Source organism: Saccharothrix luteola (assembly GCF_020859565.1).
Taxonomy (GTDB): domain Bacteria; phylum Actinomycetota; class Actinomycetes; order Mycobacteriales; family Pseudonocardiaceae; genus Actinosynnema; species Actinosynnema luteola.
In genome coordinates this window covers 25484-50304 of sequence record NZ_JAJHUO010000020.1, presented here as the reverse complement: position 1 = coordinate 50304, position 24821 = coordinate 25484, and the positions used below count along the sequence as shown (strand labels likewise).

General features: G+C 72.3%; 24 protein-coding genes. 14 read left to right on the top strand and 10 right to left on the bottom strand.

Annotated features, from left to right (window positions below; all coding sequences use genetic code 11):
• Window positions 1-76: 76 nt before the first annotated feature.
• Window positions 77-730 carry a copper homeostasis protein CutC gene (locus tag LNK82_RS26685; protein WP_230569748.1) on the bottom strand — a complete coding sequence of 218 codons (654 nt, stop codon included), beginning with the start codon at window positions 728-730 and terminating at the stop codon, window positions 77-79.
• A gap of 132 nt (window positions 731-862) precedes the next feature.
• Here LNK82_RS26685 and LNK82_RS26680 point away from each other — a divergent pair, with 132 nt between their 5' ends.
• From LNK82_RS26680 to LNK82_RS26665, 4 genes are all read left to right on the top strand, one after another.
• Window positions 863-1060 carry a hypothetical protein gene (locus tag LNK82_RS26680; RefSeq protein ID WP_230569747.1) on the top strand — a complete coding sequence of 66 codons (198 nt, stop codon included), beginning with the start codon at window positions 863-865 and terminating at the stop codon, window positions 1058-1060.
• A gap of 184 nt (window positions 1061-1244) precedes the next feature.
• The gene (locus tag LNK82_RS26675; RefSeq protein WP_230569746.1) at window positions 1245-1850 is read left to right on the top strand and encodes an RNA polymerase sigma factor; all 606 of its coding nucleotides are present in this window, start codon (window positions 1245-1247) and stop codon (window positions 1848-1850) included.
• Between the two features lie 59 nt (window positions 1851-1909).
• Window positions 1910-2332, top strand: a complete 423-nt coding sequence (locus LNK82_RS26670) for a carboxypeptidase regulatory-like domain-containing protein (protein WP_268997141.1) — start codon at window positions 1910-1912, stop codon at window positions 2330-2332.
• Between the two features lie 301 nt (window positions 2333-2633).
• On the top strand, window positions 2634-5342 hold the full coding sequence (locus tag LNK82_RS26665) for a CHAT domain-containing protein (RefSeq protein ID WP_230569745.1): 2709 nt from the start codon (window positions 2634-2636) through the stop codon (window positions 5340-5342).
• 46 nt (window positions 5343-5388) lie between these two features.
• Here LNK82_RS26665 and LNK82_RS26660 read toward each other — a convergent pair whose 3' ends face one another.
• The 5 genes from LNK82_RS26660 to LNK82_RS26640 all read right to left on the bottom strand — a co-directional run bounded on the left by LNK82_RS26660 (window position 5389) and on the right by LNK82_RS26640 (window position 10855).
• Window positions 5389-6168, bottom strand: a complete 780-nt coding sequence (locus LNK82_RS26660; protein WP_230569744.1) for a phosphodiesterase — start codon at window positions 6166-6168, stop codon at window positions 5389-5391.
• A gap of 551 nt (window positions 6169-6719) precedes the next feature.
• Window positions 6720-8342, bottom strand: a complete 1623-nt coding sequence (gene groL / locus LNK82_RS26655) for a chaperonin GroEL (RefSeq protein ID WP_230569743.1) — start codon at window positions 8340-8342, stop codon at window positions 6720-6722.
• Between the two features lie 216 nt (window positions 8343-8558).
• Complete coding sequence (locus LNK82_RS26650) at window positions 8559-9800, bottom strand: serine/threonine protein kinase (protein ID WP_230569742.1); 1242 nt, start codon at window positions 9798-9800, stop codon at window positions 8559-8561.
• A 123-nt stretch (window positions 9801-9923) separates the two neighbouring features.
• The gene (locus tag LNK82_RS26645; protein ID WP_033432301.1) at window positions 9924-10130 is read right to left on the bottom strand and encodes a cold-shock protein; all 207 of its coding nucleotides are present in this window, start codon (window positions 10128-10130) and stop codon (window positions 9924-9926) included.
• Window positions 10131-10210: 80 nt separating this feature from the next.
• The gene (locus LNK82_RS26640) at window positions 10211-10855 is read right to left on the bottom strand and encodes an AIM24 family protein (protein WP_230569741.1); all 645 of its coding nucleotides are present in this window, start codon (window positions 10853-10855) and stop codon (window positions 10211-10213) included.
• Between the two features lie 54 nt (window positions 10856-10909).
• Here LNK82_RS26640 and moeA point away from each other — a divergent pair, with 54 nt between their 5' ends.
• From moeA to pssA, 3 genes are all read left to right on the top strand, one after another.
• Window positions 10910-12124: a molybdopterin molybdotransferase MoeA gene (gene moeA, locus LNK82_RS26635; protein ID WP_230569740.1), complete on the top strand. Its 1215-nt coding sequence runs from the start codon at window positions 10910-10912 to the stop codon at window positions 12122-12124.
• 175 nt (window positions 12125-12299) lie between these two features.
• The gene (locus LNK82_RS26630) at window positions 12300-13013 is read left to right on the top strand and encodes a phosphatidylserine decarboxylase (protein ID WP_230569739.1); all 714 of its coding nucleotides are present in this window, start codon (window positions 12300-12302) and stop codon (window positions 13011-13013) included.
• Between the two features lie 4 nt (window positions 13014-13017).
• Entirely contained in the window at window positions 13018-13989 is a 972-nt protein-coding gene (pssA, locus tag LNK82_RS26625; RefSeq protein ID WP_230569738.1) for a CDP-diacylglycerol--serine O-phosphatidyltransferase, read from the top strand.
• Between the two features lie 272 nt (window positions 13990-14261).
• On the opposite strand, the gene LNK82_RS26620 is transcribed toward pssA, so the two are convergent.
• A complete protein-coding gene (locus tag LNK82_RS26620) occupies window positions 14262-14843 on the bottom strand; it encodes a peptide deformylase (protein ID WP_230569737.1) in 582 nt (193 codons plus the stop codon).
• A gap of 111 nt (window positions 14844-14954) precedes the next feature.
• Here LNK82_RS26620 and LNK82_RS26615 point away from each other — a divergent pair, with 111 nt between their 5' ends.
• Together LNK82_RS26615 and LNK82_RS26610 are read left to right on the top strand one after the other, a co-directional pair.
• Window positions 14955-15251, top strand: a complete 297-nt coding sequence (locus tag LNK82_RS26615) for a DUF3263 domain-containing protein (RefSeq protein WP_053715184.1) — start codon at window positions 14955-14957, stop codon at window positions 15249-15251.
• The gene (locus LNK82_RS26610; protein WP_230569736.1) at window positions 15248-15880 is read left to right on the top strand and encodes a LytR C-terminal domain-containing protein; all 633 of its coding nucleotides are present in this window, start codon (window positions 15248-15250) and stop codon (window positions 15878-15880) included. The genes LNK82_RS26615 and LNK82_RS26610 overlap by 4 nt, the downstream gene beginning before the upstream one ends.
• 4 nt (window positions 15881-15884) lie before the next feature.
• Here the strand turns inward: LNK82_RS26610 and LNK82_RS26605 are convergent, their stop codons facing one another.
• Window positions 15885-18119, bottom strand: a complete 2235-nt coding sequence (locus LNK82_RS26605; protein WP_230569735.1) for an AAA family ATPase — start codon at window positions 18117-18119, stop codon at window positions 15885-15887.
• Window positions 18120-18776: 657 nt separating this feature from the next.
• Window positions 18777-19538, bottom strand: a complete 762-nt coding sequence (locus LNK82_RS26600) for a hypothetical protein (protein WP_230569734.1) — start codon at window positions 19536-19538, stop codon at window positions 18777-18779.
• Between the two features lie 220 nt (window positions 19539-19758).
• Here LNK82_RS26600 and thiC point away from each other — a divergent pair, with 220 nt between their 5' ends.
• The 5 genes from thiC (at window position 19759) to LNK82_RS26575 (ending at window position 24070) form a co-directional block, all read left to right on the top strand.
• The gene (thiC, locus tag LNK82_RS26595; RefSeq protein WP_230569733.1) at window positions 19759-21408 is read left to right on the top strand and encodes a phosphomethylpyrimidine synthase ThiC; all 1650 of its coding nucleotides are present in this window, start codon (window positions 19759-19761) and stop codon (window positions 21406-21408) included.
• Window positions 21409-21442: 34 nt separating this feature from the next.
• Entirely contained in the window at window positions 21443-22246 is an 804-nt protein-coding gene (gene thiD, locus LNK82_RS26590; RefSeq protein ID WP_230569732.1) for a bifunctional hydroxymethylpyrimidine kinase/phosphomethylpyrimidine kinase, read from the top strand.
• A 10-nt stretch (window positions 22247-22256) separates the two neighbouring features.
• Window positions 22257-23066, top strand: coding sequence for a class I SAM-dependent methyltransferase (locus LNK82_RS26585; RefSeq protein WP_230569731.1), 810 nt, complete (start codon window positions 22257-22259; stop codon window positions 23064-23066).
• Between the two features lie 45 nt (window positions 23067-23111).
• On the top strand, window positions 23112-23678 hold the full coding sequence (locus LNK82_RS26580; protein ID WP_230569730.1) for a VanZ family protein: 567 nt from the start codon (window positions 23112-23114) through the stop codon (window positions 23676-23678).
• Between the two features lie 137 nt (window positions 23679-23815).
• Complete coding sequence (locus LNK82_RS26575) at window positions 23816-24070, top strand: hypothetical protein (RefSeq protein WP_230569729.1); 255 nt, start codon at window positions 23816-23818, stop codon at window positions 24068-24070.
• Window positions 24071-24346: 276 nt separating this feature from the next.
• On the opposite strand, the gene LNK82_RS26570 is transcribed toward LNK82_RS26575, so the two are convergent.
• Window positions 24347-24778 carry a MarR family winged helix-turn-helix transcriptional regulator gene (locus LNK82_RS26570; RefSeq protein ID WP_230569728.1) on the bottom strand — a complete coding sequence of 144 codons (432 nt, stop codon included), beginning with the start codon at window positions 24776-24778 and terminating at the stop codon, window positions 24347-24349.
• Window positions 24779-24821 lie beyond the last annotated feature (43 nt).

The window sequence follows — 24821 nt, the reverse complement described above, 5'->3', positions numbered from 1 at the left end:
GTCTCGTGTTGCGTGATGTGCAACGGCTATTTCACGGGAAGCAACGGCGATGCTAATGTCCGCATCGGCAAGCGGTCTAGACCAAGTTCACCCAGCTCCGGACGGCGTCGGCGGAGACCGGGGCGCCCCACCCGCCTGGCCGCACCGCGCTGCCGACGTGGAACCCCGTGACGCCGACGGCCTTGAGCGGCGCGACGTGCTCGACCTTGAGCCCGCCGCCGACCAGCAGGCGCACCGCGTCCTGCCGCGCGGCCAACCGCTCCAGCACGGCCAGGCCGTCGCCGACCCCGCGCGCGCTGCCGGCCGCGAGCACCGTGTCGCAGCCCAGTCCACCGACGACGGTCCACGCCGCCTCGGGGTCCGCCGAGTTGTCCAGCGCGCGGTGGAACGTCCACGCGCACCCGTCCAACTCGGCGACCAGCGCCGCGCACGCCGCCTCGTCCACCCGCCCGTCGGCGTCGAGGAAGCCGAGCACGAACTCCGCCGCGCCCGCCTCGCGCAGCGCCTCCGCGTCGCGCCGCAGCCCGTCCAGGTCGCCGGGCGCGAAACCGGGTGCGTCGCGCAGCATGACCCGGACCGGCAGGTCGGTCGCGGAGAGCACGTCGCGCAGCACGGTGACCGGCGGCGTCAGCCCGTCCGCGGCCATGTCGACGGTGAGTTCCAGCCGGTGCGCGCCACCCGCCTGAGCGGCCTCGGCGTCGGTGGCGTCCAGTGCGATGACCTCAAGCATGGTCTGGACCATAGCTCTCCGCGCCGCGCCGCCGGCGACATCAGTGAACTGTTAAAACGACTCGATGTATCTCGCGTAGAACTACTCACTCCTTATCTGATGACCGGTCCTCACCCCGACTGAGGAGGCCGTATGACCGCCAATCCGCCTGGCGTCGACGAACTGGATCCCGTGGAGCTGGAGAAGCAGTTCGCGGGTGACGAGGAGCTGCTCGACGAGCTCGACCCGAAGCAGGACCTGAACGAGGTGCCACCGGTGACGCCGGCCGGCCACCACCAGACGCACAGCGAACCGGTGGACGCCGACAGCGCGCCAGTGGCGGGCAACTGAACCTCTGGGGGAGGAAAGGGTGGCGGTCGGTCGGCTTCGAGGGGTGCCGATCGGAGGTCGCCCGCAATTGGGGGGAGGCGGTCCGCGGTGCGAGGGGGGCATCGCGGACCGCCGCCGCGCCGGTGGCGGCACGGGTGTGTGACGATCAGCTTCGGCTGGGGGACGCCGAGAAGGAGGTGACGACGTGGGAGAACTGCGCACAGCCGGTGAGCGCCCACCGTGGGAGGGGCTCGATGGGACGGACCGGCACGCCGCCTGTGTCGTCGCCGCCCGCGACGGGGACCGCAGGGCCCTGGACGTGCTGGTCGCCGACCTGACGCCGCTGGTGTGGCACGTCGCCCGAGGACACGGGCTGGACCGCAGCACCGCGGAGGACGTGGTGCAGACGGTCTGGCTCGCGCTGCTGCGGCACCTCGACCGGCTGGTCGAGCCGCGCGCGCTGGCCGGGTGGCTCGTCGTCGCGACGCGCCGCGAGGCCCAACGGACCTGGACACCGGCTCGCCGTGAAGCGGCGCTGAGCGACGAGCTGGCGGACCAACTGGAAAGCGAGTACGGCCTGCCCGAGGACGCCGCCCTGGTCGACGACCGGGACCACCGGCTGTGGCGGGCGTTCGGCCGTTTGTCGCAGAAGTGCCAGGAACTTCTGCGGCTCACCGTGCTGGCCGGCCGGGCGGAGTACCGCGCGGTCGCCGAGGCACTGTCCATGCCGCGCGGCAGCATCGGCCCCACCCGGGGCCGGTGCCTGACCATGTTGCGCACACATCTCGACGCGGAAGGAGGATCGCGGTGAACGACATCGACCCGCGCGATGACCGCAGAGGCCAAGAGGACACCGCTGTCCTCACTGAACTGAACCGCCTGGTGTACGAGTTGGACGCGCCCCCACCGGGGCTCGTCGAACGGATCCAGTTCGCGGTGGCACTGGAGAACCTGGACGTCGAGGTGGCCCGCTGGGAACGCGCCGGCTCGTTCGCGGGCGTGCGCGGGGGCAGCCCCGGCACCATCACGTTCACCGTGGACAACCTGACGTTGATGGTGAACTTCACCTCCATCGGCGCACGGCACCGCATCGACGGCTGGCTCGTGCCCGCGGGTGAGCACACCGTCGAGGTGCGGGTGGCCGAGCACGAGTCGAGCACCACCAAGGCCGACGACGGTGGCCGGTTCGTGCTGTCCGACGTGCCCGCCGGCACCACCCAGATCGTGGTGCACCTGGTGAACTCGCGCGGCGAGCCGGGGCGGACGGTCGTGACACCGACGATCATGTTGTAGGAACGGTTCCGCCAGACGGCTGCGGGGACGGCGTCACGGTGGGTCGACCGGTGGTGCTCTCACGGAGAGTAACCCGTTCGGCGCACGGATAGCATCCACAAGACGGCTTCTCGGACACGTTCTGTGTGCTGGCATTAAGGACGTGTCCGTGTCTCGTGCTGCCTCGCCGGTCTCCTCTCGCACTTCGAACGGTGTCGAAGTAGCGGCTGACCTGCACAAGAAGGCGTTCCGAGCGGCGTCGGGGGGACGGCCGGCCGAAGCGGTGACGCTCCTGCGCCGCGCGCTCCGTGCACTGCCCGTGATGTCGCCGGACGCCGAAGCGACCACGGTCCGCATCCGGATCCTGATCACGCTGTCGTACGGCGAGGCGGAGACGGATTCGGTCGAGGACGGCCTGGCGCGCCTGCGGACGGCGGGCGAGCTGATCACCACGCTGCCAGAGGGCCCGGACGCGGTCGGCCTGCGGGCGATCGTGAAGGACCAGGAGGCCCTGATCCTGCACCGGGCCGGCCGGACCGCCGAGGCCATCGCGCTGTACGACGAGTCGGTGCGCGAGCTGGAGGCCGGGTGGGCGTCCGGGGCGGTCGGCGCGGCGACGTTGTCGACGGCCCTGGTGAACCGCGGGTTGACCACCATCGCGTTCGGCCTGCCTGAGGCGGCGGAGCGGGACGTGCGCCGGGCGATCGAGCTGGCCGAGGCCGAGGACCTGCCGCTGATGAAGGCGAAGGCGCTGGGGAACCTCGGCGACATCGCCCACCTGACGGGTGACGTGCCCCGTGCGTTGGCGTACCACGAGCAGGCCGAGCGCGTGTTCCGGCTGCTGGCGCCGGACCTGGTGGCCCGGACCCAGATCGACCGGGCGCGCGTGATGCTGGCGGCGGGGTTGGCCGACGAGGCGGCCGGGCACCTGGACGAGGCGCTGGTCGTGCTGCGCCGGCGGCGCGTCGGCCAGGACCTGGCGGAGGCCGAACTGGCCCGCGCCGCGGCGGCCCTGCTGCAGAACGACCCGACCACCGCGCGTCAACTGGCGGAGCAGGCCCAACGCCGGTTCCGCCGACGTGGCAGCAAGTCGTGGGCCGAGTTGGCGGCGTTGATGCGCATGAGGGCCGAGTTCGCCTCGGCCACTCGACCACCCGACGCCGCGACCTCTTCCACCTCACCGGCCTCAGGTGCCGCGCCCACCTCCGGCACCGGCGCGGCACCCACCACCAGCGGCGCCGCCCTTCCCTCATCCTCCCCGAGCATCCCCGCGCCCTCCTCGACCTCTCCGAGCGGGGACCCCACGCCCTCCTCGGCCTCCCCGAGCGGCATCCCCGCCCTCTCCCCCTCCGGCCCGTTCGTGCCCGCGCAGGAGCGATCCGCGACGCTGCCCGCCCGGACCTCCGCCCGGGCGTCGGCGCGGGTCACGCCGGCCCGCGCGACGCGGCTGGCCGAGCGGTTGACCGCGGTCGGGCTGACCGACGAGGCCTCCGTCGCCAGGCTCCTCGCCGTGCGGATGGCGATCCGGCGCGGCGACACCAGGGCCGCGCGCACGTTGCTGGACCAGGTGCCGGCGCCGGGGCCCATCACCCCGATCGACCACCGGATGCTGCGGCGGCTGTGCCGCGCCGAGCTGGCCGTGGCCGTCGGCGAGCCGGGGCCGGCGTTGCGCGAAGCGGAGGAGGGCCTGGCCGAGCTCGGCCGGGTTCGTGATCGGATGGGTGGTCTGGACCTACTCTGCGGCACCGCCGTGCACGGTCGTGAGCTGGGCGAACTCGCCGTCGGGCTGGTGCTGGAGCACGACGGCGACGCGGAGGCGACGTTCGACTGGTTGGAGCGCACGCGGGCGCAGGTGTACCGGTACGAGCCGTTGCCGGCGATCGACGACCCGGTGTTGGCGCGGCGGGTGGCGCAGTCGCGGTCGTTGTCGCGGGCCGTGCAGCAGGCGCGGTTGGACGGTCGGCCGGTGGCGGAGCTGGAGGCCCGGCTGGACGAGTTGCAGCGCGAGGTGGCGCGGCTCGGGTGGCACACGAGCGTGTGGGGCCGGCCGCGTCCGGTGCGCGGGGTGGCCGAGGTGCGTGTCGCCTTGGGTGATCGCGCGTTGGTGAGCTTCGTGACGCACAGTGACGTGCTGTCGGCCGTGGTGCTGGTGGCGGGTGAGGCGAAGCTCGTGCGGCTGGGGCGTGCGGCGCAGGTGTTCGAATCGGTGCGGCAGTTGCACGCCGATGTCGACGTGCTCGGGCCGGACCACCTGTCGCCGCTGCTCGCGGCGGCGGTGGCGGCGTCGGCGGCGCGGCGGGCGGAGCGGTTGGACGAGGCGCTGTTCGGGCCGCTCGGCGGGTTGATCGGTGAGCGCGAGCTGGTCGTCGTGCCGACCGGTGACCTGTACGCGGTGCCGTGGAACACCCTGCCGTCGTTGCACGGACGCCCGATCGTGGTCGCCCCTTCGGCGACCGCGTGGCTGAACGCGATGTCGGCGCAAACGTCGGCGCGAACGTCGGCAGGGACGTCGGCGACGCGGGTCGTGCTGGTCGCCGGGCCGAACCTGCCCGAGGTGGTCGGGGAGGTGAGCGACCTGCGCGGCACGTACCCCGATGCGGTGATGGCGGAAGCGGTGAGTGACGTCCTGGTCGCGTTGGACGGCGCCCGCTTGGCGCACATCGCGGCGCACGGCGAGCACGTCGCCGACAACGCCCTGTTCTCGCACCTGGAGCTGGCCGACGGCCCGCTGTTCGCCCACGACACCGCCCGCCTCCGAACCGCACCCGAACAAGTGATCCTGGCGGCGTGTTCGCTCGCGCTGAGTCACATCCGGCCGGGCGACGAGGCGCTGGGTTTCGCGGGCGCGCTGCTGGCGAGTGGCTCGCGCACCGTCGTCGCCGCCGTCAACCAGGTCGGCGACCGGGCCGCCGCGATGACCATGGGCACGTTCCACAAGCTCCTGGCGGACGGCAAACCGGTGTCCCACGCCCTCGCCGAAGCCATCGCCGCGGACCCTCTACGTCGCCCATTCGTGTGTTTTGGAGCCTGAACTTTCTGCCACCACCACCCCACCCGACCAGGCGAATTCCTCCCCCTCAGAACCCCCCGATCAGCGCCCCCGCATCACTGACCGCAACCGTGTGCGTGGCGAACCCGGACTCGGTCGCGACGTGCAGCAGGAACCCGGTCGGCTCCGCGAGGTACCCGATCTGCCGGTCGGCGCGCAGCGTCAGCGACGTCTGGCGGTAGGTGCTGGGCGCGACGGCCACCGCCGTGCCCGCGAACGGCACGCTGATCGCCCGGTGCACGTGCCCGGCCAGGACGCGGGCGACGTTGCCGTGCCGGGCGAGGACCGCACCCAGCGCCGGCCCGTCGTCCAGCCGCATGCCGTCGAGGAACGGAACACCGACCGCCACCGGCGGGTGGTGCAGGCAGACGAACGCCGGCACGTCGGGCCGCTGGGCGAGCACGTCGTCCAGCCACGACAACTGCTCGTCACCGACGTGCCCGGCCGGACTGTCCGCCACCCAGGAGTCGAGCGCGATCACCGTGAACCCCGCGTGCGCGACCGCGTAGTGCGTCGACGACCCGCCGCCGAGGAACGGCGATCCCCCGAACACCTCGAGCAGCGCCGCCGGGTTGTCGTGGTTGCCGGTGGTCAGGTGCAGCGGCAACGGGAACGCCCCGATCACCTCCCGCAACTGCGAATACTCCCCGACCCGCCCGTGCTCGGTGAGGTCGCCGGTGATGACCACGCAGTCGGGCCGCGGATCCAGGGCGAGCACCCTCCCCAACGCGCGGTGCAACGACGCGGCCGGTTCGGCAGCCAACGCATCGGTCCGCAGGTGCGGGTCGCTCAAGTGCGCGATGAGCACGTGGTCAGCTCCAGTCGTCGAGTCCGGGCGAACGGTGTCGGGCAAGCCGTGGCGGGCAAGCGATGTGCGGGCAAGCGGTGTGCGGGTCCGGCTCCGGACCGGCCGGCCGCAGCTGCCGGGTTCGGGCTGACGACCGGGGACAGGGCTGGGCGCCTAGCCGGCTGAGCGGCTGGGCGGCCGCTGGGCTTGGCAGCGCTCGGGGCGCAGATGCGGTGTCGGGGGCGGCTGGTGAGCGGTGAGGCGGGCGGAGCGAGTTCGGCGGTGGGCAGGTTGGGCGATGGGCGGCGGAGGCAGGTGGGCGGTGTGAGGCGGGTGGGTGTGGAGGCAGGTGGGGTGGTTCGGGGTTCCGTCTCGTTATAACCGAGGGGCGGTAACGGTGTTTCCGTACACTTTTTGGTTGATCTCACCCGATTGTGTGACCCATTGCCCGGCTGGGCCCCGTGGCCTCCATCTCACCGCAGGTGGGCACGGCGAAGGGCCCGGTTCGCCAGAGGCGAACCGGGCCCTTCGTGACTTCAGCCGATCGAACCTGGGTCAGGTGACCCGGTCGATCAGAAGTCCATGCCGCCGCCCTCGGGCATGGCGGGCGCGGCGCCGGCCTTCTCCGGCTTGTCCGCCACCACGGCCTCCGTGGTGAGGAACAGCGCGGCGATGGACGCGGCGTTCTGCAGCGCCGAGCGCGTGACCTTCGTCGGGTCCGGCACGCCGGCCGCCAGCAGGTCCTCGTACACACCGGTCGCGGCGTTGAGGCCGTGGCCGACGGGCAGGCCCTTGACCTTCTCCACGACGACACCGCCCTCGAGGCCGGCGTTGATGGCGATCTGCTTCAACGGCGCCTCGACGGCGACCCTGACGATGTTCGCGCCGGTCGCCTCGTCACCCTCGAGGTTCAGGCCCGCGAACGCGATCTCGGCGGCCTGCAGCAGCGCGACGCCACCACCGGCGACGATGCCCTCCTCGACGGCGGCCTTCGCGTTGCGCACGGCGTCCTCGATGCGGTGCTTGCGCTCCTTGAGCTCCACCTCGGTGGCGGCGCCGGCCTTGATCACCGCGACACCACCGGCGAGCTTCGCCAGGCGCTCCTGCAGCTTCTCGCGGTCGTAGTCGGAGTCCGACTTCTCGATCTCCGCGCGGATCTGGTTGACGCGACCCTGGATCTGCTCGGGGTCACCCGCGCCCTCGACGACCGTGGTCTCGTCCTTGGTCACGACGACCTTGCGCGCCTTGCCCAGCAGCGACAGGTCGGCGTTCTCCAGCTTGAGGCCGACGTCCTCGGTGATGACCTGACCACCGGTGAGGATCGCGATGTCCTGCAGGATCGCCTTGCGGCGGTCGCCGAAGCCGGGCGCCTTGACGGCGACGGACTTGAACGTGCCGCGGATCTTGTTGACGACCAGCGTGGCCAGGGCCTCGCCCTCGACGTCCTCGGAGATGATCAGCAGCGGCTTGCCGCCCTGCATGACCTTCTCCAGCAGCGGGAGCAGGTCCTTCACCGACGAGATCTTCGAGCCGTAGAGCAGGATGTACGGGTCCTCGAGGACCGCTTCCTGGCGCTCGGGGTCGGTCACGAAGTAACCGGAGATGTAACCCTTGTCGAAGCGCATGCCCTCGGTGAGCTCGAGCTCGAGCCCGAGAGCGTTGCTCTCCTCGACGGTGATGACACCTTCCTTGCCGACCTTGTCCATCGCCTCGGCGATGAGCTCGCCGATGGTCGAGTCGCCCGCGGAGATGGACGCCGTGGCGGCGATCTGCTCCTTGGTCTCGACCTCCTTGGCGGTCTTCAGCAGCTGCTCGGTCACGGCCTCGACGGCCTTCTCGATGCCGCGCTTGAGGCCGAGCGGGTTGGCGCCCGCGGCCACGTTGCGCAAGCCCTCGCGGACCAGAGCCTGGGCGAGCACGGTGGCGGTCGTGGTGCCGTCACCCGCGACGTCGTCCGTCTTCTTCGCCACTTCCTTGACGAGCTCGGCCCCGATCTTCTCCCACGGGTCCTCGAGCTCGATCTCCTTGGCGATGGAGACGCCGTCGTTGGTGATGGTCGGCGCGCCCCACTTCTTCTCGAGCACGACGTTGCGACCCTTGGGGCCGAGCGTCACCTTGACGGCGTCGGCGAGAATGTTCATCCCACGCTCGAGACCGCGGCGGGCATCCTCGTCGAACGCGATCATCTTGGCCATTGCGGTGTGTTCCTCCGCCTGATTACGAATGGGGCCACTGGGGGCTCGCGCCCACAGCGGAACACGGTGCTTCGGCCAGGCTCGGTGCCCGCGACGGACGACCAGCCCCCAACAGGGGACGGGCCTCACCGTCCCAGCCTGCGTGTTGGCACTCAGGTGTTCCGAGTGCCAACACCGTGTTTAGCACTCGACGGAGGAGAGTGCAAGAAGAGCTGGTCAACGGGACGTGCGGACGGGCACGCTGGTGGGCAGCGGTTTCTTGCTCGTCGTGCCCCCGACCTCGATGGATCGGCTCGTGCCGCCGTTGCCGCTGGGGCGCGGAGGTTCATCCTTCGGCGTGAGGATCACCACGAGGATGACGATGAGCACGATCGCGACCGCGCCGGCGAGCACGGGCGCGACCCACGCCGGCCGCGACTTGGCGGACGTGGTGAACGCGCTCGCGCCGACCTGCGCGGGCGGGCGCAACCGCACGGGCTCGTGCAGGAACCCGGGCGGCTGTTGCTGCTGGTAGGGCTGCTGCCGGTACGGGCCGCCCGGCTGCTGGGCCACGGGCACGCCGCCGGTCTGCGGGCCCATCGGCACCGCGCCGGAGTCCGTGCGGCGGGGCGGCGGGGCCCCTTGGGGCGCGCCCTGGAGCGCGACGCGCGCCGCGGCGATGAGCTCCGCGCACGAGCCGTACCGCTGGTTCGGGTCCTTGGAGGTGCCCTTGCGCAGCACGTCGTCGATGGCGGGCGGCAGCGACACCATCGAGGTCAACGGCGGGATCTCCGCGCCGAGGTGCCCCTGGATGACGTCCTGCACACCGCCCTGGAACGGCGGCCGCCCGGACAGGCACGCGAACACCATGCACGCGAGCGCGTACTGGTCGGTGCGGCCGTCGAGCGGTTCGCCGCGCAGGTGCTCGGGCGCGGCGTAGGTGGGTGAGCCGAGGAAGTCTCCGGTGCGGGTGCGGTGCCCGGTCGCGCCGCGGCGGGTGAGGCCGAAGTCGGCGAGGTAGACGTGCTCGCCCGCGGCTTCCTTGGTCGTGACCAGCACGTTGGCCGGTTTCACGTCGAGGTGGACCAGGCCCTTGCCGTGCAGCATGTCGAGCGCTTCGGCGACCTGGCCGAGCAGCGTCAGGGTGCGCGCGGGCGAGAGCGGGCCGTCCTTGATGTGGCTGGCGAGGTCCTGGCCGTCGACCAGCCGCATGGCGATGTAGAGCAGCCCGTCGACCTCGTCGAAGTCGTAGAGCGGCACGATGTTGGCGTGGTCGATCGCCGAGGTGTTGCGCGCCTCGTCGACGAACCGCTCCCGGAACTCGGCGTCCGCGGTGAGGTGCTCGCCGATGACCTTCAGGGCGACCTTGCGACCGAGCCTGACGTCCGTGGCCTTGTAGGTCACGCTCATGCCACCGCGGCCGAGCACCCCGTCGATCCGGTAGTGGCCCAACCGTCGCCCGCTCAGGTCCTCCGACACGCGACGGAGCCTAACGTCCGCGTACAGGGACTTACACGGGGTTCCCGGCAAACGGAGCAAACGGACCGCCGGACGCGCCGGGGGAAGGACGCCCGACCCGCCGGGTGACGGGTCGGGCGGAGGTCACGATGCCTTCCGCACGTCCGATGCCTGGCTGCGGCCGTCGCGCCCCGCCTGGATCTCGAACTCCACGCGGTCGCCCTCGGCCAGCGTCCGGAAGCCTTCCATCTGGATCGCCGAGTAGTGCACGAACACATCGGGCCCGCCGTCGGCGGCGATGAATCCGTACCCCTTCTCCGAGTTGAACCACTTGACCGTGCCGACAGCCAAGACGTCCTCCTTCGAGAAATACCTTGAGCAAACCGCCACGCTAGAGGCACGAGGGGGTTCGCCGATACCTCCTTATGGAGTCATGAGCGCGCGCTGAATCCGTTGTCGCGCAACCAACTGACGAGTCCGCGCGGGCTGCGGGTCCGGGTGAGCACCAGACCGGGTCCGGCGAAGTCGAGGACGAGTCCTTCGCCATTCCGCACGGATTGGGGCGCGTCGGGGGAAACGGCGCGCAGCCGGCACTGCACGGTGTCGGCGAACGCGACCACGTGGCCGCCGGCGAGGGTGACCAGTTCGCCCGGTTCGAGGGTGACCACGTCGAGCGTGCCGTAGCAGCTGAGCACGACGGGCCCGGTGCCGAACGCGTAGGTGAGGAAGCCGTGGTCGCCGCCGTGCAGCGCGCGCACGGGCGGCGCGGACGGGTCGAGGCGGGCGGTGGCGGCGCAGGCGAGCCAGCTGTCGCGGGAGACGCACCAGCCGGTCGTGGCGTCGAGTTCGAGCACGTGCAGGTCGCCGGGCAGGGGCGGCGCGACGTCCACCCAGCCGCCTTCGGGGCCGGCGGTGCACAGCGCGGCGCTGACGCCGGGCGACTTGGTGCGGCCGTCGACTGTGATGCCGTAGCTGGTCGCGAGCACCGAGGAGCGCTCGACCACCACCGGTTCACCGGGTGCCAGGACGAGTCGGGCCACCCCGAACGTGGGGGTGTGGCGGGTCCGGACCTGCAACTTTCCCCCTGTCGTGATCAGCCGGTTGGAGCAGTCTGCCACGGGCGCGGCAGGATGGGGCGCGTGTCGAACACGCTGACCCGAGTCGCTGATCACAAGGCCCGCGTCGCCGGGCTGGTCGGGGCGATGCCGGTGGTGCACTCGCCGGTGGCCGACTGCCTGGGCCTGGTGCTCGCCGAGGACCTGGTCGCGACGGTGCCGCTGCCGCCGTTCGACAACTCGGCGATGGACGGTTACGCGGTGCGCTCGGCCGACGTGGCGTCGGTCCCGGTGGAGTTGCCGGTGGCCGACGACATCCCGGCGGGGCGGCCCGCGTCGGCGCCGCTGGCGGCGGGCACGGCGCACCGGATCATGACGGGCGCGCCGGTGCCGGCCGGTGCGGACGCCGTCGTGCAGGTGGAGTGGACCGACGGCGGCACGTCGGTGGTGCGGGTCGACCGGCCGGTGGCGGTGGGTCAGAACGTGCGGCGGATGGCGGACGACGTGGCCGTGGGCACGACGGTGCTGCGCGCGGGCGTGACGCTCGGTCCGGCGCAGCTGGGGTTGGCGGCGGCGCTGGGCTTCGGCTCGTTGCCGGTGCGGCGCAGGCCGCGGGTGCTGGTGCTGTCGACGGGCTCCGAGCTGGTCGGGCCGGGTGTGGCGCTGGGGCCGGGGCAGATCTACGAGTCGAACGGCGTGATGCTGGCCGCGGCGGTGCGCGAGGCGGGCGGCGAGGCGGAGCTGCTGCGGTTCGTGCCGGACGACGTCGAGCAGTTCCACGCGGCCATCGCGCCGCGGCTGGCGTCGGTGGACCTGCTGCTCACGTCCGGTGGCGTGAGCGCGGGGGCGTACGAGGTGGTGAAGGACGCGTTCACCGGGCGCGGCGTGGAATTCACGAAGGTCGCGATGCAGCCGGGCGGGCCGCAGGGCGCGGGGCGCTACCAGGGGATGGCGGTGGCGACGCTGCCCGGGAACCCGGTGAGCGCGCAGGTGTCGTTCGAGGTGTTCATCCGGCCCGCGCTGCGTGCCGCGATGGGGTTCGCCCGGGTGGAGCGGCCGATGGCGGCGGCCCGGTTGAGCGCGGCGCTCACGTCGCCTGCGGGGCGCACGCAGTTCCGGCGGGGCGCGTACGACCCGGAGTCGGGGCGCGTGGTGACGCCCGTCGGCGGGCCGGGCTCGCACCTGCTGTCGGCGTTGGCGGTCAGCGACTGCCTGATCGAGGTGCCGGAGGACGTCACGGAGCTCGCGGAGGGCGCCGAGGTGACGGTGCGCCTCCTGCACGGAGAGTGACATCGATCTGACGCTGCGCCATTGATCACCGCTGTGACGCGGCTTACACTGGGGGTGATCGCGGTTCCGGCCGGTCCGTGCGTTCGTCGGGGGACGCACGGGCGGGCCGGACGCGGGCCGGCGGAGCCGCGTAGCGTGTGGCGGGCCGGAAGCACTGCCCTGACACGGAAGAGCCATGACCCTCGATCGCGACAAGCACAGTGGTGCCGTCTCCCACTTCCTCGAGCTCGCCCAGGGGATCGTCCCCCCGATGCACCCCGCGGGCCGTCCCTTCGTGGCGGGCGCCGCCGTCGCGACACTGCTGCTGCGCCGCTACTCCAAGCGCGCCGGTGTCGTGGGCGGCCTGCTGACCGCGTGGGTCGCGTGGTTCTTCCGCGAGCCCAAGCGGGCCACGCCCACCCGGCCCGGCGTCGCGGTCGCACCGGCCGACGGCACCGTGTCGCACGTGGTCGAGGCCGTGCCGCCCGCCGAGCTCGGGCTCGGCACCACGCCGATGACCCGGATCAGCGTGTTCCTGTCGGTGTTCGACGTGCACGTGCAGCGCGTGCCCGTGCCCGGCCTGGTGCGGCAGGTGTCGTACCGGCCCGGGAAGTTCCTGTCCGCCGACCTGGACAAGGCCAGCGACGACAACGAGCGCAACACGGTGTGGCTGACCACGCCGTCCGGGCACGACGTGGTGGTCGTGCAGATCGCGGGCCTGGTGGCGCGGCGGATCGTGTGCGAGGTCGTCGAGGGCGACAAGGTGGCGGTCGGGCAGACCTACGGCCTGATCCGGTTCGGCTCGCGGGTCGACCTGTACGTGCCGACCGGCAGCCGCGTGCTGGTGGAGGCCGGGCAGCGCACGATCGGCGGCGAGACCGTGCTGGCCGAGCTACCCGCGGAGGGCTGAGCGGATGGCTCCCAGCGGGCCGGGGATCAGGCTGCTGCCGAACGCCATCACGGTCCTCGCGATGTGCGCCGGGCTGTCGGCCGTGCACTTCGCGATCGGCGGGTTCTACGGGGCGGCGATCGGCTCGATCGCGGCGGCGGCCGTGTTCGACGGGTTGGACGGGCGGATCGCCCGGTTGCTCGACGCGACCAGCAAGATGGGTGCCGAGCTCGACTCGCTGGCGGACGCGATCTCGTTCGGCGTCGCGCCCGCGCTGGTGATCTACGTGTGGAAGTTCGACCCGGGTCGCGAGGGCTGGGTCGTCGCGTTGATCTTCGCGGTCTGCATGGTGCTGCGGTTGGCGCGGTTCAACACGCTGCTGGAGGTCGAGCAGCCGCCGTTCGCGAAGGAGTTCTTCGTCGGCGTGCCCGCGCCGGCGGGCGGGTTGTTGCTGCTGCTGCCGTTGATCCTGGACGAGCAGCTCGGCCGGCCGGGGTGGTGGTCCAGCCCGCCGGTTGTGGCGGTCTGGACCGTGGGCATCGCGATGCTGCTGGTGAGCCGGATCCCGACACTGTCGGTGAAGACGATCAAGGTGCCGCCGCGCTTCGTCGCGCCGTTGCTGGTGCTGGTCGGGCTGCTGGCGGCGGCGGTGATCACGTTCCCGCTGGTGGCGTTGATCGCGGCGATGCTGGTGTACCTCGCGCACCTGCCGTACTCGGTGCGCCGGTACCGGTGGTTGGCGAAGCACCCGGAGGCGTGGTCGGTGCCCGCGGCGGACCGGCGGGCGATCAAGCGGGCTCACGGCGTGGCCGCGCGGCGGTTGGGGTTGCGCCGGCCGTTGGGCGGTCGGGTGGCGGGTGCCGCGATGCGCGCCGTGCGACGGCCTCGGCGAACGGTCGACCCGACCCAGGTGGCCGCAGAGGCCAACGGTCAGGCAAGGCCGGGCAAGCGACGGGGCTGGCGGCAGATCGGCTTGCGCCGCCATGATCGACCTTAACCCGGACAACCCCCGCACAACGGACCCGCAGCGCACCCACCTAGGCCCGATTTGACATGGGTTCGGGTGCCATAGGCTGGTCGAAGCCGGGCAGGCTTGGCGGACGCTCTTCCCGCCAGGCCTGCCCGGCTTTGGCCTGCCTGGGGTGCCCGTAAGGGCCCCATGTCAAATCGAGCCGGACTCGAGCGTGACCACCTGCCGAACTCAACCGCTACCAGCTGGCCCGACCCGAGCCCCCTCGCGCCGCCCCCTCGGACCCGCCCGCCGCGCCCTCAGTCCTCGTCGTCCGCGAACGGATCCTCCGACGTCGCCGGATCCCACGACAACCCGGGCACACCCCACCCGTTGGCCTTGAGCATCTTCTTCGCCGCACGCTTGTGCCGCCCCACCAGCCGGTCCAGGTAGATGATCCCGTCGAGGTGATCGGTCTCGTGCTGCAGGCACCGCGCGAAGAACCCGGTGCCCTCCACCTCGACGGGCTTGCCGTCACCGTCGAACCCGGTCACCTTCGCCCACGACGCCCGCCCCGTCGGGTACGTCTCGCCGGGCGCCGAGAGGCAGCCCTCGAAATCGTCGTCCGGGTCCGGCATCCCCAGCGGCACGTCCGACGTCTCCAACGTCGGGTTCACCACCACGCCCCGGTGCCGCACACCCTCGTCGTCCGGGCAGTCGTAGACGAACAACCGCAGGTCGACCCCGATCTGGTTGGCCGCCAGACCGACACCGTGCGCCGCCGCCATCGTCTCGTACATGTCGTCGATCAACGTGCGCAGCGACTCGTCGAACACCTCGACCGGGCGGGTCGGGTTGTGGAGCACGGGTTCTCCGGCGATCCGGATGGGGTGAACTGCCATGGCGTGCAGCCTAACGGCGCGTCGGATCGGACGCGCCGACCGATGAGCCACTCCCCGCGAAGATCACGTGATGTAATGGCACCCACGCACGGGACACGGCTGAGGAGCCAGATGGACGCCGCAGAGGCACTGGCGCCGGCGGAGGGGCCGGACGACGGTTTGAACGACCGGGAACGCGAGATCCTGGCCTTCGAACGCCAGTGGTGGAAGTACGCGGGTGCGAAGGAACAGGCCGTCAAGGAGCTGTTCGACATGTCCGCGACGCGCTACTACCAGCTGCTCAACGCGTTGATCGAGAAGGAAGAGGCGTTGGCCGCCGATCCGATGTTGATCAAGAGACTGCGCAGGTCCCGCTCCGGCAGGCAACGCGCCCGCGCGGCGAAGCGGCTGGGCGTCGAGCGCCGATGACGAACCCGGAACAGCCGACCGGACCCGCGCACCCCGCACGCGCCGCGGGCTACGCGCTGCTCGGCGTGGCCGTGATCGCCCTGGTGGTCGGCCTCGTCAGCCTGTTCACCGGCGGCCCGGACGACAACCCGCCCGGGGCCCAGTCGACCCCGCCGTCGGCGACTTCGGGCACGTCGGACGGCTCCGAAACGTCGTCCGCGCCCACCGAGCCGACCACCCCGCCGTCGTCGGAGACGTCGCCGCCGGCCGGCACCACCGCGCCCACGACGTCCGCCAACCCCGGCGCGACCACCACGGACACCCCGCCGCCGCCCGTGACCACGACGCCCAAGGTCCCGGTGCGCATCTACAACAACAGCACCACCCAGGGCCTGGCCGCCCGCGCGTCGGACGACGTCGTGAGTGCCGGCTGGGAGGTCGCCGAGAAGGGCAACTACTCCCAGGGCACGATCTGGACCACCACGGTCTACTTCCGCCCCGGCACCGACGAGGAAGCCTCGGCGCGCGAGCTGGCCCGACTCCTCAACGCCCGGGTCGAGCCCCGGTTCGACGGCATCCAGAACGCGCAGCCGGGCATCATCGTGATCGTCACCAACGACTACAAGGGTCCGGCCAAGAAGGTCTCCTGATCCCCTAGCGCTCGCGCGACTTCGCGTAGGCCGCGAGGGTCGCGAGCTGGGCCGGGTCCAACGACGGCCGGACCGCTTCACGCGCCGACGCGAGGTGCGCGCCCGTCACCTCCGCCGCCGACAGCGACTCGCGCATCGCGGTCAACGCGGCCTCGCGGATCAACGCCGCGCAGTCCGCCGCCGAGTACCCGTCCAACTCCTCGGCCAACGCGTCCAGGTCCACGTCCGACCCCAGCGGCGTGTTCCGCGACGACGCCCGCAGGATCTCGGCCCGCGCCTCGGCGTCCGGCGGCGGCACGTAGACGAGCCGCTCCAACCGGCCCGGCCGCAGCAGCGCGGGGTCTACCAGCTCGGGCCGGTTCGTCGCGCCGAGCACGATGACGTCGCGCAGCGGCTCGACGCCGTCCAGCTCGGTGAGCAGCGCGGCGACCACCCGGTCCGACACACCGGAGTCGGACGACTGGCCGCGCCGGGGCGCCAACGCGTCGACCTCGTCCAGGAACACCATCGCGGGTGCCGCCTCGGCCGCGCGCCGGAACAGCTCGCGGACCGCGCGTTCGGACTCGCCGACGAACTTGTCCATCAGCTCCGCGCCCTTGACCGACAGCACGTTGAGCCGACCGGTGCCCGCCAACGCGCGCACCAGGAACGTCTTGCCGCACCCCGGCGGCCCGTAGAGCAGGAGGCCGCGCGGCGGCGCGACGCCGAGTCGGGCGAAGGAATCCGGGTACTGCAACGGCCACAGCGCGGCCTCGGTGAGGGCCTGCTTCACCTCGGTCATGTCGCCGACGTCGTCCAGCGTCAGCCCACCGGTCCGCAAGGTGTCCGAAGTGGACATCGAGATCGGCCGGACGATCTCCAGCGCTTGCACCAGATCCGCCTGCCCGACGCGCGGCTCGTCCGCGTCGCGCTGCCGCAGCGCGGCCCGGAGTGCCGCCTCACGGCGCAACGCCACCAGGTCCGCGGCGACGAAACCGGGCGTCCGGTCCGCGATCGCGCCGAGGTCCACATCGGACTCGACGGGGACGTCGCGCAGCAGGACCCGCAGCAGCTCGGTCCGCGCCTTGCCGTCGGGCAGCGGCAGCACGAGTTCCCGGTCGACCAGCTCGGGCACCCGCAACCGGGGGTCGATCGCCTCCGGGTGCGCGCTGGTGACCACCAACGCGACGCCGTCGGGCCGTGCGCGCAACGCGTCCAGCACGACGGTCGCCACCGGCGGCGCCGAGGTGGCGGGCAGCAACGCCTCGACGTCGGTCAGCACCAGCACGGACGGCGACCGCGACCCGGCCCGGGCGAGCGCGTCGGCGATCCGCTGCGCCGCCGCGTTCGCCTCCAGCACGGCGATGCTGGGTGCGGCGACCTCGACCACCGTGGCTTCGGCGCCCTGCGCGACGGCCCGCACGAACGTCGCCTTGCCGACGCCCTCGGGTCCGCTGACCAGTGCCGCCAGCCGGGGTGCGGCACCGAGCCGTGCCAGCAGCTCCGGGTGGCTGAACGTCAGGTCGAACCACTCCGCCAACCGCTTCGCGGCCTCCTGCTGCCCGACCAGGTCCGCCACCGGCACGGCGGGCGTCGTGACCTCGACCTCCGACGGCGTGCTCAACCCCGCGGTTGCCGCCGCGGTCACGCTCATGGTCGTCGTGCCGCCGCCTCCCGACACGACCGCGGGCGCGTCACCCGTGCGGGCGCCGTCGCGCCAGCCGACCACCGTCGACGGCTGCACGGCGACCGGCCCGGCCGGGTCGGCGGAGGTGATGGTGAGCAGTTCGTTGGTCCACGTCATGCCGATGGCGTTGGACAGCTTGCGCCGCGTGGCGCTCACGTCGGAGCCGGGCGGCGGGGCGAGGTCCTGCGGGAGCAGGGAGACGGCGTCGCCGACGGTCAGCACCTTGCCGGTCAGCGCCATGCGCAGCGTTTCGGGGGTGAGCGACGTGCTGGCCAACCGCGATCCGGCCACGGTGACGGAGCGGGCGGCGGCGACGTCCACCGGGGCCACCACGACCTCCGAGCCTTCCACCACGCCGAGGTTCGACAGGGTCACGTCGTCGACCAGCACCACGCCGGGCGGGCCGTCGCCGGCCGTCGCGGCGGCCAGGGCGGCGCTCACCCGGGCGCCGGTCAGCCGCACCGCGTCCCACGCGCGCAGGCCCAACGCGTCCAGCACCTCCGGGTGCAGGCGGACCACGCCGCGGCGGGTGTCCAGGGCCGACGGGGACAGGCGGGCGGTCAGCGTGATCACGGGGGTGAGCGTAGTTGGGGTGGGCGGCCGGGGGCGCGGGGTCGGGCCGGATCGGGGGTGACGGGCGGGATCGGCCACGGGCCGGATCGGGCGGCCGGGCGAGGCGGCTCCAAGCGCGGCGAGGCGGCTCCAGGCAGGGAGGTGGGCCGGGACGGCCGTGCGCGGGCGGGTTCTCCAGCCGGCGGACAGCGGCGACGGGCGACGGCGCGGGGCCGCAGTGCGTGTCGCCGGTGCGGGTCGGGCAGGCGGTGGGAGTGCTGGGGTCGCGGTCGCGGTCGCGGTCGCGGTCGGGGGCGCGGCGGCGGGGCGCGGTGCTGTGGCGGCGGGGCGATGTGGGGCAGGTGGCTGAGGTGGCGGCAGGGGTGGCGGGGGTGGGGGCGGGTGGTCGTGGTGGCCGGGGGGTGGATCGGGTGGTGAGGTTGCGGCTGGGTGGTGTGGGGCGGGGTTAGTTGCGGGCCTCGTTGTTCAACCGACGTTTCAGGGTGGCGGTAACGGCGTTTTTGTTCATGCCTTTTTGAGGATCACTCCAATGGGTGACCTGTGATCTCGTTCCTGCCGCAGTTCCCGCCCGCCGACGCGAGCCGCGGCACGCTCCTGCTGTTCGCGCCGGCCCGGGTGGCCGCCGACACCGGGTGGCACCTGGTGCTGGTCGACGTCCTAGACCGGGTCCGCGGCCGGCTCGCCCGGGCCGGAGCTCGGCGCGCCCTGGACCGCGTCCGCGGTGGCGTGCTGGTCGCGCTGGGCCTTCGCCTGGTGGTCGACGCGCGCTGAGCGCTCGGGGCGCCGCCACGGCAGTTCCGGGTACGACGCCAGCTCGACGTGCGTGGCGCAGCCGGCCAGGTCGGCGTACGCGCCGGCGAGCACCGCGGCCCTGATCCGCCGCACCTGCCCCACCGTCGGCAACTCCCCCACCAGCAGGAACGGCACCAGCAGCCGCCACGCGCCGACGGTCGCCGCACGGGCGCGGTGCGGTGCGCGCAACGTCGCCCTGGCCACGCGCAACGCGTGCTCGCCCGCGTCGATGGCCCGCGGGTACCCGGCGTGGTCCCACGACCAGCGCAGGCCGTCGGCCATGGCGCAGCGGACGCAGTCGGCGGGCCCGGTGGCCAGCTCCTCGCCGCACTGGCTGCACGCGAGCAGCGTCATCGCCCAGTCGGTGCACGTCCACGGGTGCCTGCCCACCTCGTCGGCCAGCACGAGCTCGGCCAGCTCGCGCTCGCCCGCGCCGCCCTCGGCGAGCTGTTCGGCGGCCAGCAGCTCCTGCCAGTCCAGCAGCCAGTACTGGTCGACGAGCTCCGCGCAGAACCGGCACGCCGGGTAGCCGCGGCCCGCGAGGTCGCCGCACGACGGGCACGGCGAGACGGCGGCGGGGCGGGCCACGCGCCGGGCGCCGGGCGGGAACGGCTGGTGATCAGCCACGCGGAGAAAGGTACGCGCAAACGGTGGCGCTTGGCATCCGCACCTTGGCATCCGCACCGGGCCGTGGCTATGGTCAGGCCGACAAGCTCGACACACACAAAACTCAAAACACGCGGGAGCTCGCGCCACAGCGGGCTGAGAGGGCGGCTGGAGCGCAACGGCTCCGGTGCCGCCGACCGCCTGAACCTGACCGGGTAATGCCGGCGTAGGGAGGACTGTCGTGACGGCACTTGACGACCGTTCGGTCAAGCCGAGCGTCACCACCGGGCCGATCTCGGGCTCGCACAAGGTCTACCGCGAGGTGGACGAGGGTGTGCGGGTCCCGTTCCGCCGGGTGGAGCTGACCAACGGCGATCACGTCGACCTGTACGACACTTCCGGTCCGTACACCGACGACAACGCGACCATCGACGTCCACAGTGGACTTCCCAAGCTGCGCGCGGACTGGGTCGCCCGGCGCGAGCCGGTCGACGGGGCGGTGACCCAGCTGGCGTACGCCAAGGCGGGGATCATCACGCCGGAGATGCGGTTCGTGGCGGCCCGCGAGAGCATGAGCCCGGAGTTCGTCCGGGACGAGGTGGCGATCGGCCGGGCGGTCATCCCGCTCAACCGCAACCACCCCGAGGCCGAGCCGATGATCATCGGCAAGAAGTTCCTGGTGAAGGTCAACGCGAACATCGGCAACTCGGCCGTGACCTCCTCGATCGAGGAGGAGGTGGAGAAGATGGTGTGGGCGTCGCGGTGGGGCGCCGACACGATCATGGACCTGTCCACGGGCAAGCGGATCCACGCGACCCGCGAGTGGATCATGCGCAACTCGCCCGTGCCGATCGGCACGGTGCCGATCTACCAGGCGTTGGAGAAGGTGGACGGCGATCCGGCGAAGCTGTCGTGGGAGGTCTACCGCGACACCGTGATCGAGCAGGCCGAGCAGGGCGTCGACTACATGACGGTGCACGCGGGCGTGCTGCTGCGGTACGTGCCGCTGACCGCCAAGCGGGTCACGGGCATCGTCTCGCGCGGCGGGTCGATCATGGCCGCGTGGTGCCTGGCGCACCACAAGGAGAGCTTCCTCTACACGCACTTCGAGGAGCTGTGCGAGATCCTGCGCACGTACGACGTCACGTTCTCGCTGGGTGACGGCCTGCGGCCGGGTTCGATCGCGGACGCCAACGACGAGGCGCAGTTCGCCGAGCTGCGGACGTTGGGCGAGTTGACGCACATCGCCCGGTCGCACGACGTGCAGGTGATGATCGAGGGCCCCGGTCACGTGCCGATGCACAAGATCGCGGAGAACGTGCGGCTGGAGGAGGAGTGGTGCGGCGAGGCGCCGTTCTACACCCTCGGGCCGCTGGCCACGGACATCGCGCCCGCGTACGACCACATCACCTCCGCGATCGGGGCGGCGCAGATCGGCTGGCTGGGCACGGCGATGCTGTGCTACGTCACGCCGAAGGAGCACCTCGGCCTGCCGAACCGGGACGACGTGAAGACCGGCGTGATCACGTACAAGATCGCGGCGCACTCGGCCGACCTGGCCAAGGGACACCCGGGCGTGCAGGACTGGGACGACGCGCTGTCGAAGGCGCGGTTCGAGTTCCGGTGGGAGGACCAGTTCAACCTGTCGCTGGACCCGGACACGGCGCGGTCCTACCACGACGAGACGCTGCCCGCGGCGCCCGCGAAGACGGCGCACTTCTGCTCGATGTGCGGGCCGAAGTTCTGCTCGATGAAGATCACCCAGGACGTGCGGCGGTACGCGGAGGAGCGCGGTCTGTCCACTGTGGAGGCGATCGAGGCGGGCATGTCGGAGAAGTCGCACGAGTTCACCGACCACGGGGCCAAGGTGTACCTGCCGGTGGTCGACTGATGGGGGCACGCGTGAGCCCGGCCGGGACGCGCTGATGGCCGCCACGCCACCGAGGGTCCTCACCATCGCCGGATCGGATTCCGGCGGTGGTGCGGGCCTGCAGGCCGACCTGCGGACGCTGTTCGCGTGCGGCGTGCACGGGATGACGGCGGTCACGGCGGTGACCGTGCAGAACTCGCTGGGCGTCACCGGGTACACCGAGGTGCCGCCCGAGGTGGTGGCCGCGCAGATCGAGGCGGTGGCCACGGACATCGGGGTGGACGCGGCGAAGACGGGGATGCTGGCGTCGGCGGCGATCATCGAGGCGGTCGCGGCGGCGGTGGACCGGGTCGACGTCGGGCCGTTCGTGGTCGACCCGGTGGCCGCGTCGATGCACGGGCACCAGCTGCTGGCCGATGACGCGCTGGACGCGTTGCGGACGCTGCTGTTCCCCAGGGCGACGCTGGTGACGCCGAACCTCGACGAGGTGCGGCTGCTCACCGGCATCGACGTGCGCAGCCGTGCCGACCAGCGCAAAGCCGCCGAGGCGCTGCACGCGATGGGCCCGCGGTGGGTGCTGGTCAAGGGCGGGCACCTGTGGGACGACCCGGAGTGCCTCGACGTGCTGTACGACGGCGCGGAGTTCGTCGAGCTGCTCGGGCCGCGCTACGACGTGAAGCACACGCACGGCAGCGGTGACACGCTGGCGTCGGCGATCGCGTCGCAGCTCGCGCGGGGTGCGGACGTGCCGACAGCGGTGCGGTTCGGCAAGGACTTCATCGTCCGCTCGGTGGCCGCCGCGTACCCGTTGGGTGGCGGGGTCGGTCCCGTGTCGCCGCTGTGGCGGTTGGAGGGCTAGCGTCGAGGGGGTGAAGGTCGACCTGACCGGCGCCCCCGAGACGATGCTGGCGACGCTGTACGCGCGGGCGCTCGACGCCCGCGCTCAGCGCCCGATCCTCGGCGACGTGGCGGCGCTCGACGCCGTGTCGCGCATCGAGTACGACTTCCCCCGGACCGGCATCACCGCGTCGACGGCGGCGGGGGTCGCCATGCGCGCGAAGCTGCTGGACGACTGGACCGCCGACTTCTTGGCCCGGCACCCGTCCGCGACCGTGCTGCACCTGGCGTGCGGGTTGGACACGCGGGCGCAGCGGATGGCGTTCGGGTCGGGCGTGCGGTGGGTGGACGTCGACCTGCCGGCGGTCGCCGCGCTGCGGGAACGGCTGCTGGACGTGCCGGCCGGGGACTACCGGCTGGTGCACGCGTCCGTCACCGACAGCGGGTGGTGGGACGAGGTGCCCGCGGACCGGCCCGTGGTCGCCGTGTTCGAGGGCCTGACCATGTACCTGACCGGGGACGAGGTGCGAGGGCTCGTGCGGCGGGTCACGGGGCGGTTCGGCCGGGGTGAGCTGCTGTTCGACGTGTACGGGTCGTTCGGGATCAGGTTGCAGAAGTTCGTGCCGGCCGTGCGGCGGGCGGGTGCGACGCTGCACTGGGGGTTGGACGACCCGGCCGTCGTGGAGGGCTGGCACGACGGGTTGAGGTGCGTGGACGCGGTGCGGTCGGTGGAGTTGCCGCAGATCGCGGCCGAGCCGTGGCCGGCGCGCGTCCCGATGTGGGTGATGGCGCGGTTGCCGAAGGTCAGGGACGTGGGCCGGGTGCTGCGGTACCGGTTCTAAGGATGCTCTAAGCCACCGCTGTGGAACTCATGCGTCTTGTATGGCATGAGCGCACTTCAGGACGCCTACGTGGCCGAGCTGGTGTTGAGCCAGCCGGAGGCGGTGGCGGCGTTGTTCGCGGGGTCGGTGTTCTTGGGTGCGGTCGGTTTCGTGGTGGCGCGGCGGCGCGGGTGGGCGGCGTTGCCCGCCGTGCTGGCCGGGTGCGGGATGGCGTTGGCGCTGGCGGTGACCTTGGCGCGGCCGGGCGGGTCGTTCTCGGTCGCCACGACCGACCCGATCGGGATGTGCGTCGCCAACGAGTTCTCGATGGCGGGCTCGTTGGCGCGGCTGAACCTGCTGATGCTGGTGCCGTTCGCGTTCTTCGGCACGCTCGCCACGCGGCGGCCGTTCGCGGTGCTGGGCGTGGCGGCGGCGTTCAGCGGGGCGGTGGAGTTCGTGCAGGCGTTGACCGCGATCGGGGTGTGCGAGGCGCAGGACTTCATCAACAACACCGTGGGCGCGTTCTTCGCGGTGCTGGTGGCGTGGCTGCTCACGGTGGCCGCGGGCGCTTCCCGGCCGGCATCGCGAGTCGGTCGGGAACGATCTTCGGCGTCGGCGGTCCGCGTGCCTTGAGAGCGGGAGGCCGGCGATCCGCTCTGTCCGCGGCTCGAACTATTCGCTTGGTTCGGCGGCCCCCCGCGTCTGAGACTGGGGCCGTGCCACGTGCTGCCCGAACCCGTGCGCTGCTGCGTGCCCGCGTTCTCGACGTCGTGAGCAGGTGGGATCCGGAATCACTGCTCGCCTTCGAGGCGCCGCAGGACGAGTACGAGCCGGAAGCCAGGGCGTTCGCGGCGCTGCTCGATCGGGGTGTCACCATCACGCCCGAGGTGGTGCGACAGGTCTGGGAGGACTGGTTCGGCCCGGATTCGGCGTTCGTGCGCTTGGCGTCCCCGGCGGTGTTGGCGGAGTTCGCCGGGGAGCTGAACCAGGCTGCCGTCCCAGCCGACGGGTCCGCGCAGGTGTGACCACCGGTGCGGCGACGCGGCTGCCGGTCGCGCCGGTCGACGTTCCGCCGCGGGCCATCCAGCCGACGCTCCGCCGGCACTCGACAAGGGGAACGCACCGCCGGCATCGCCGGCCGGGGGAACGCTTCGCAGGCATCCCGGCAACGGAACGCCTCACAGGCATCCTCGACAACGGAACGCTTCGCAGGCGTCCCCGGCAAGGGGACCCCTGCTTTTACCCTGCCACACCGGTACGACGATTCCGAGGCCGCGAGCGCCGGCTGTGGACAACTCCGGTCAGCCGACCTCGCCGACCAGTTCCTCCAGCGCCGGCAGGGCGTTGACGAGCGCGTCACGGTGTTCCGGCGCCAGCTCCTCGATCCGCCGCTGCAGCTCGCGCACCCGCGCCGACCGCACGCCCGACACCATCGTCACGCCCTCCGGCGTCGGCGTCGCCAGCCACGCCCGCCCGTCCTGCGGGTCGGGCTCACGCCGCACGTACCGGGCCTCCACCAGCGCCGCCACGATCCGCGACAACGTCGGCGGCGCGACGCCCTCCTTGGCGGCCAGGTCGCCCAACCGCATGGGACCGCACCGCGCCAACGTGGCCAGCGCCGACACCGCACCCGGCCCGAGCCCGGGCGACCCCGTGCGCCGCAGCAGCCGGGAAAGCCTGCCGATCGCGAGGTACAGCCGGGCGGTGGCGTCCTCGACCTGGTCGGCCGTCACGGCACTCCTCCTCGGGCAGACGGACACGATGAGCATCCATCAT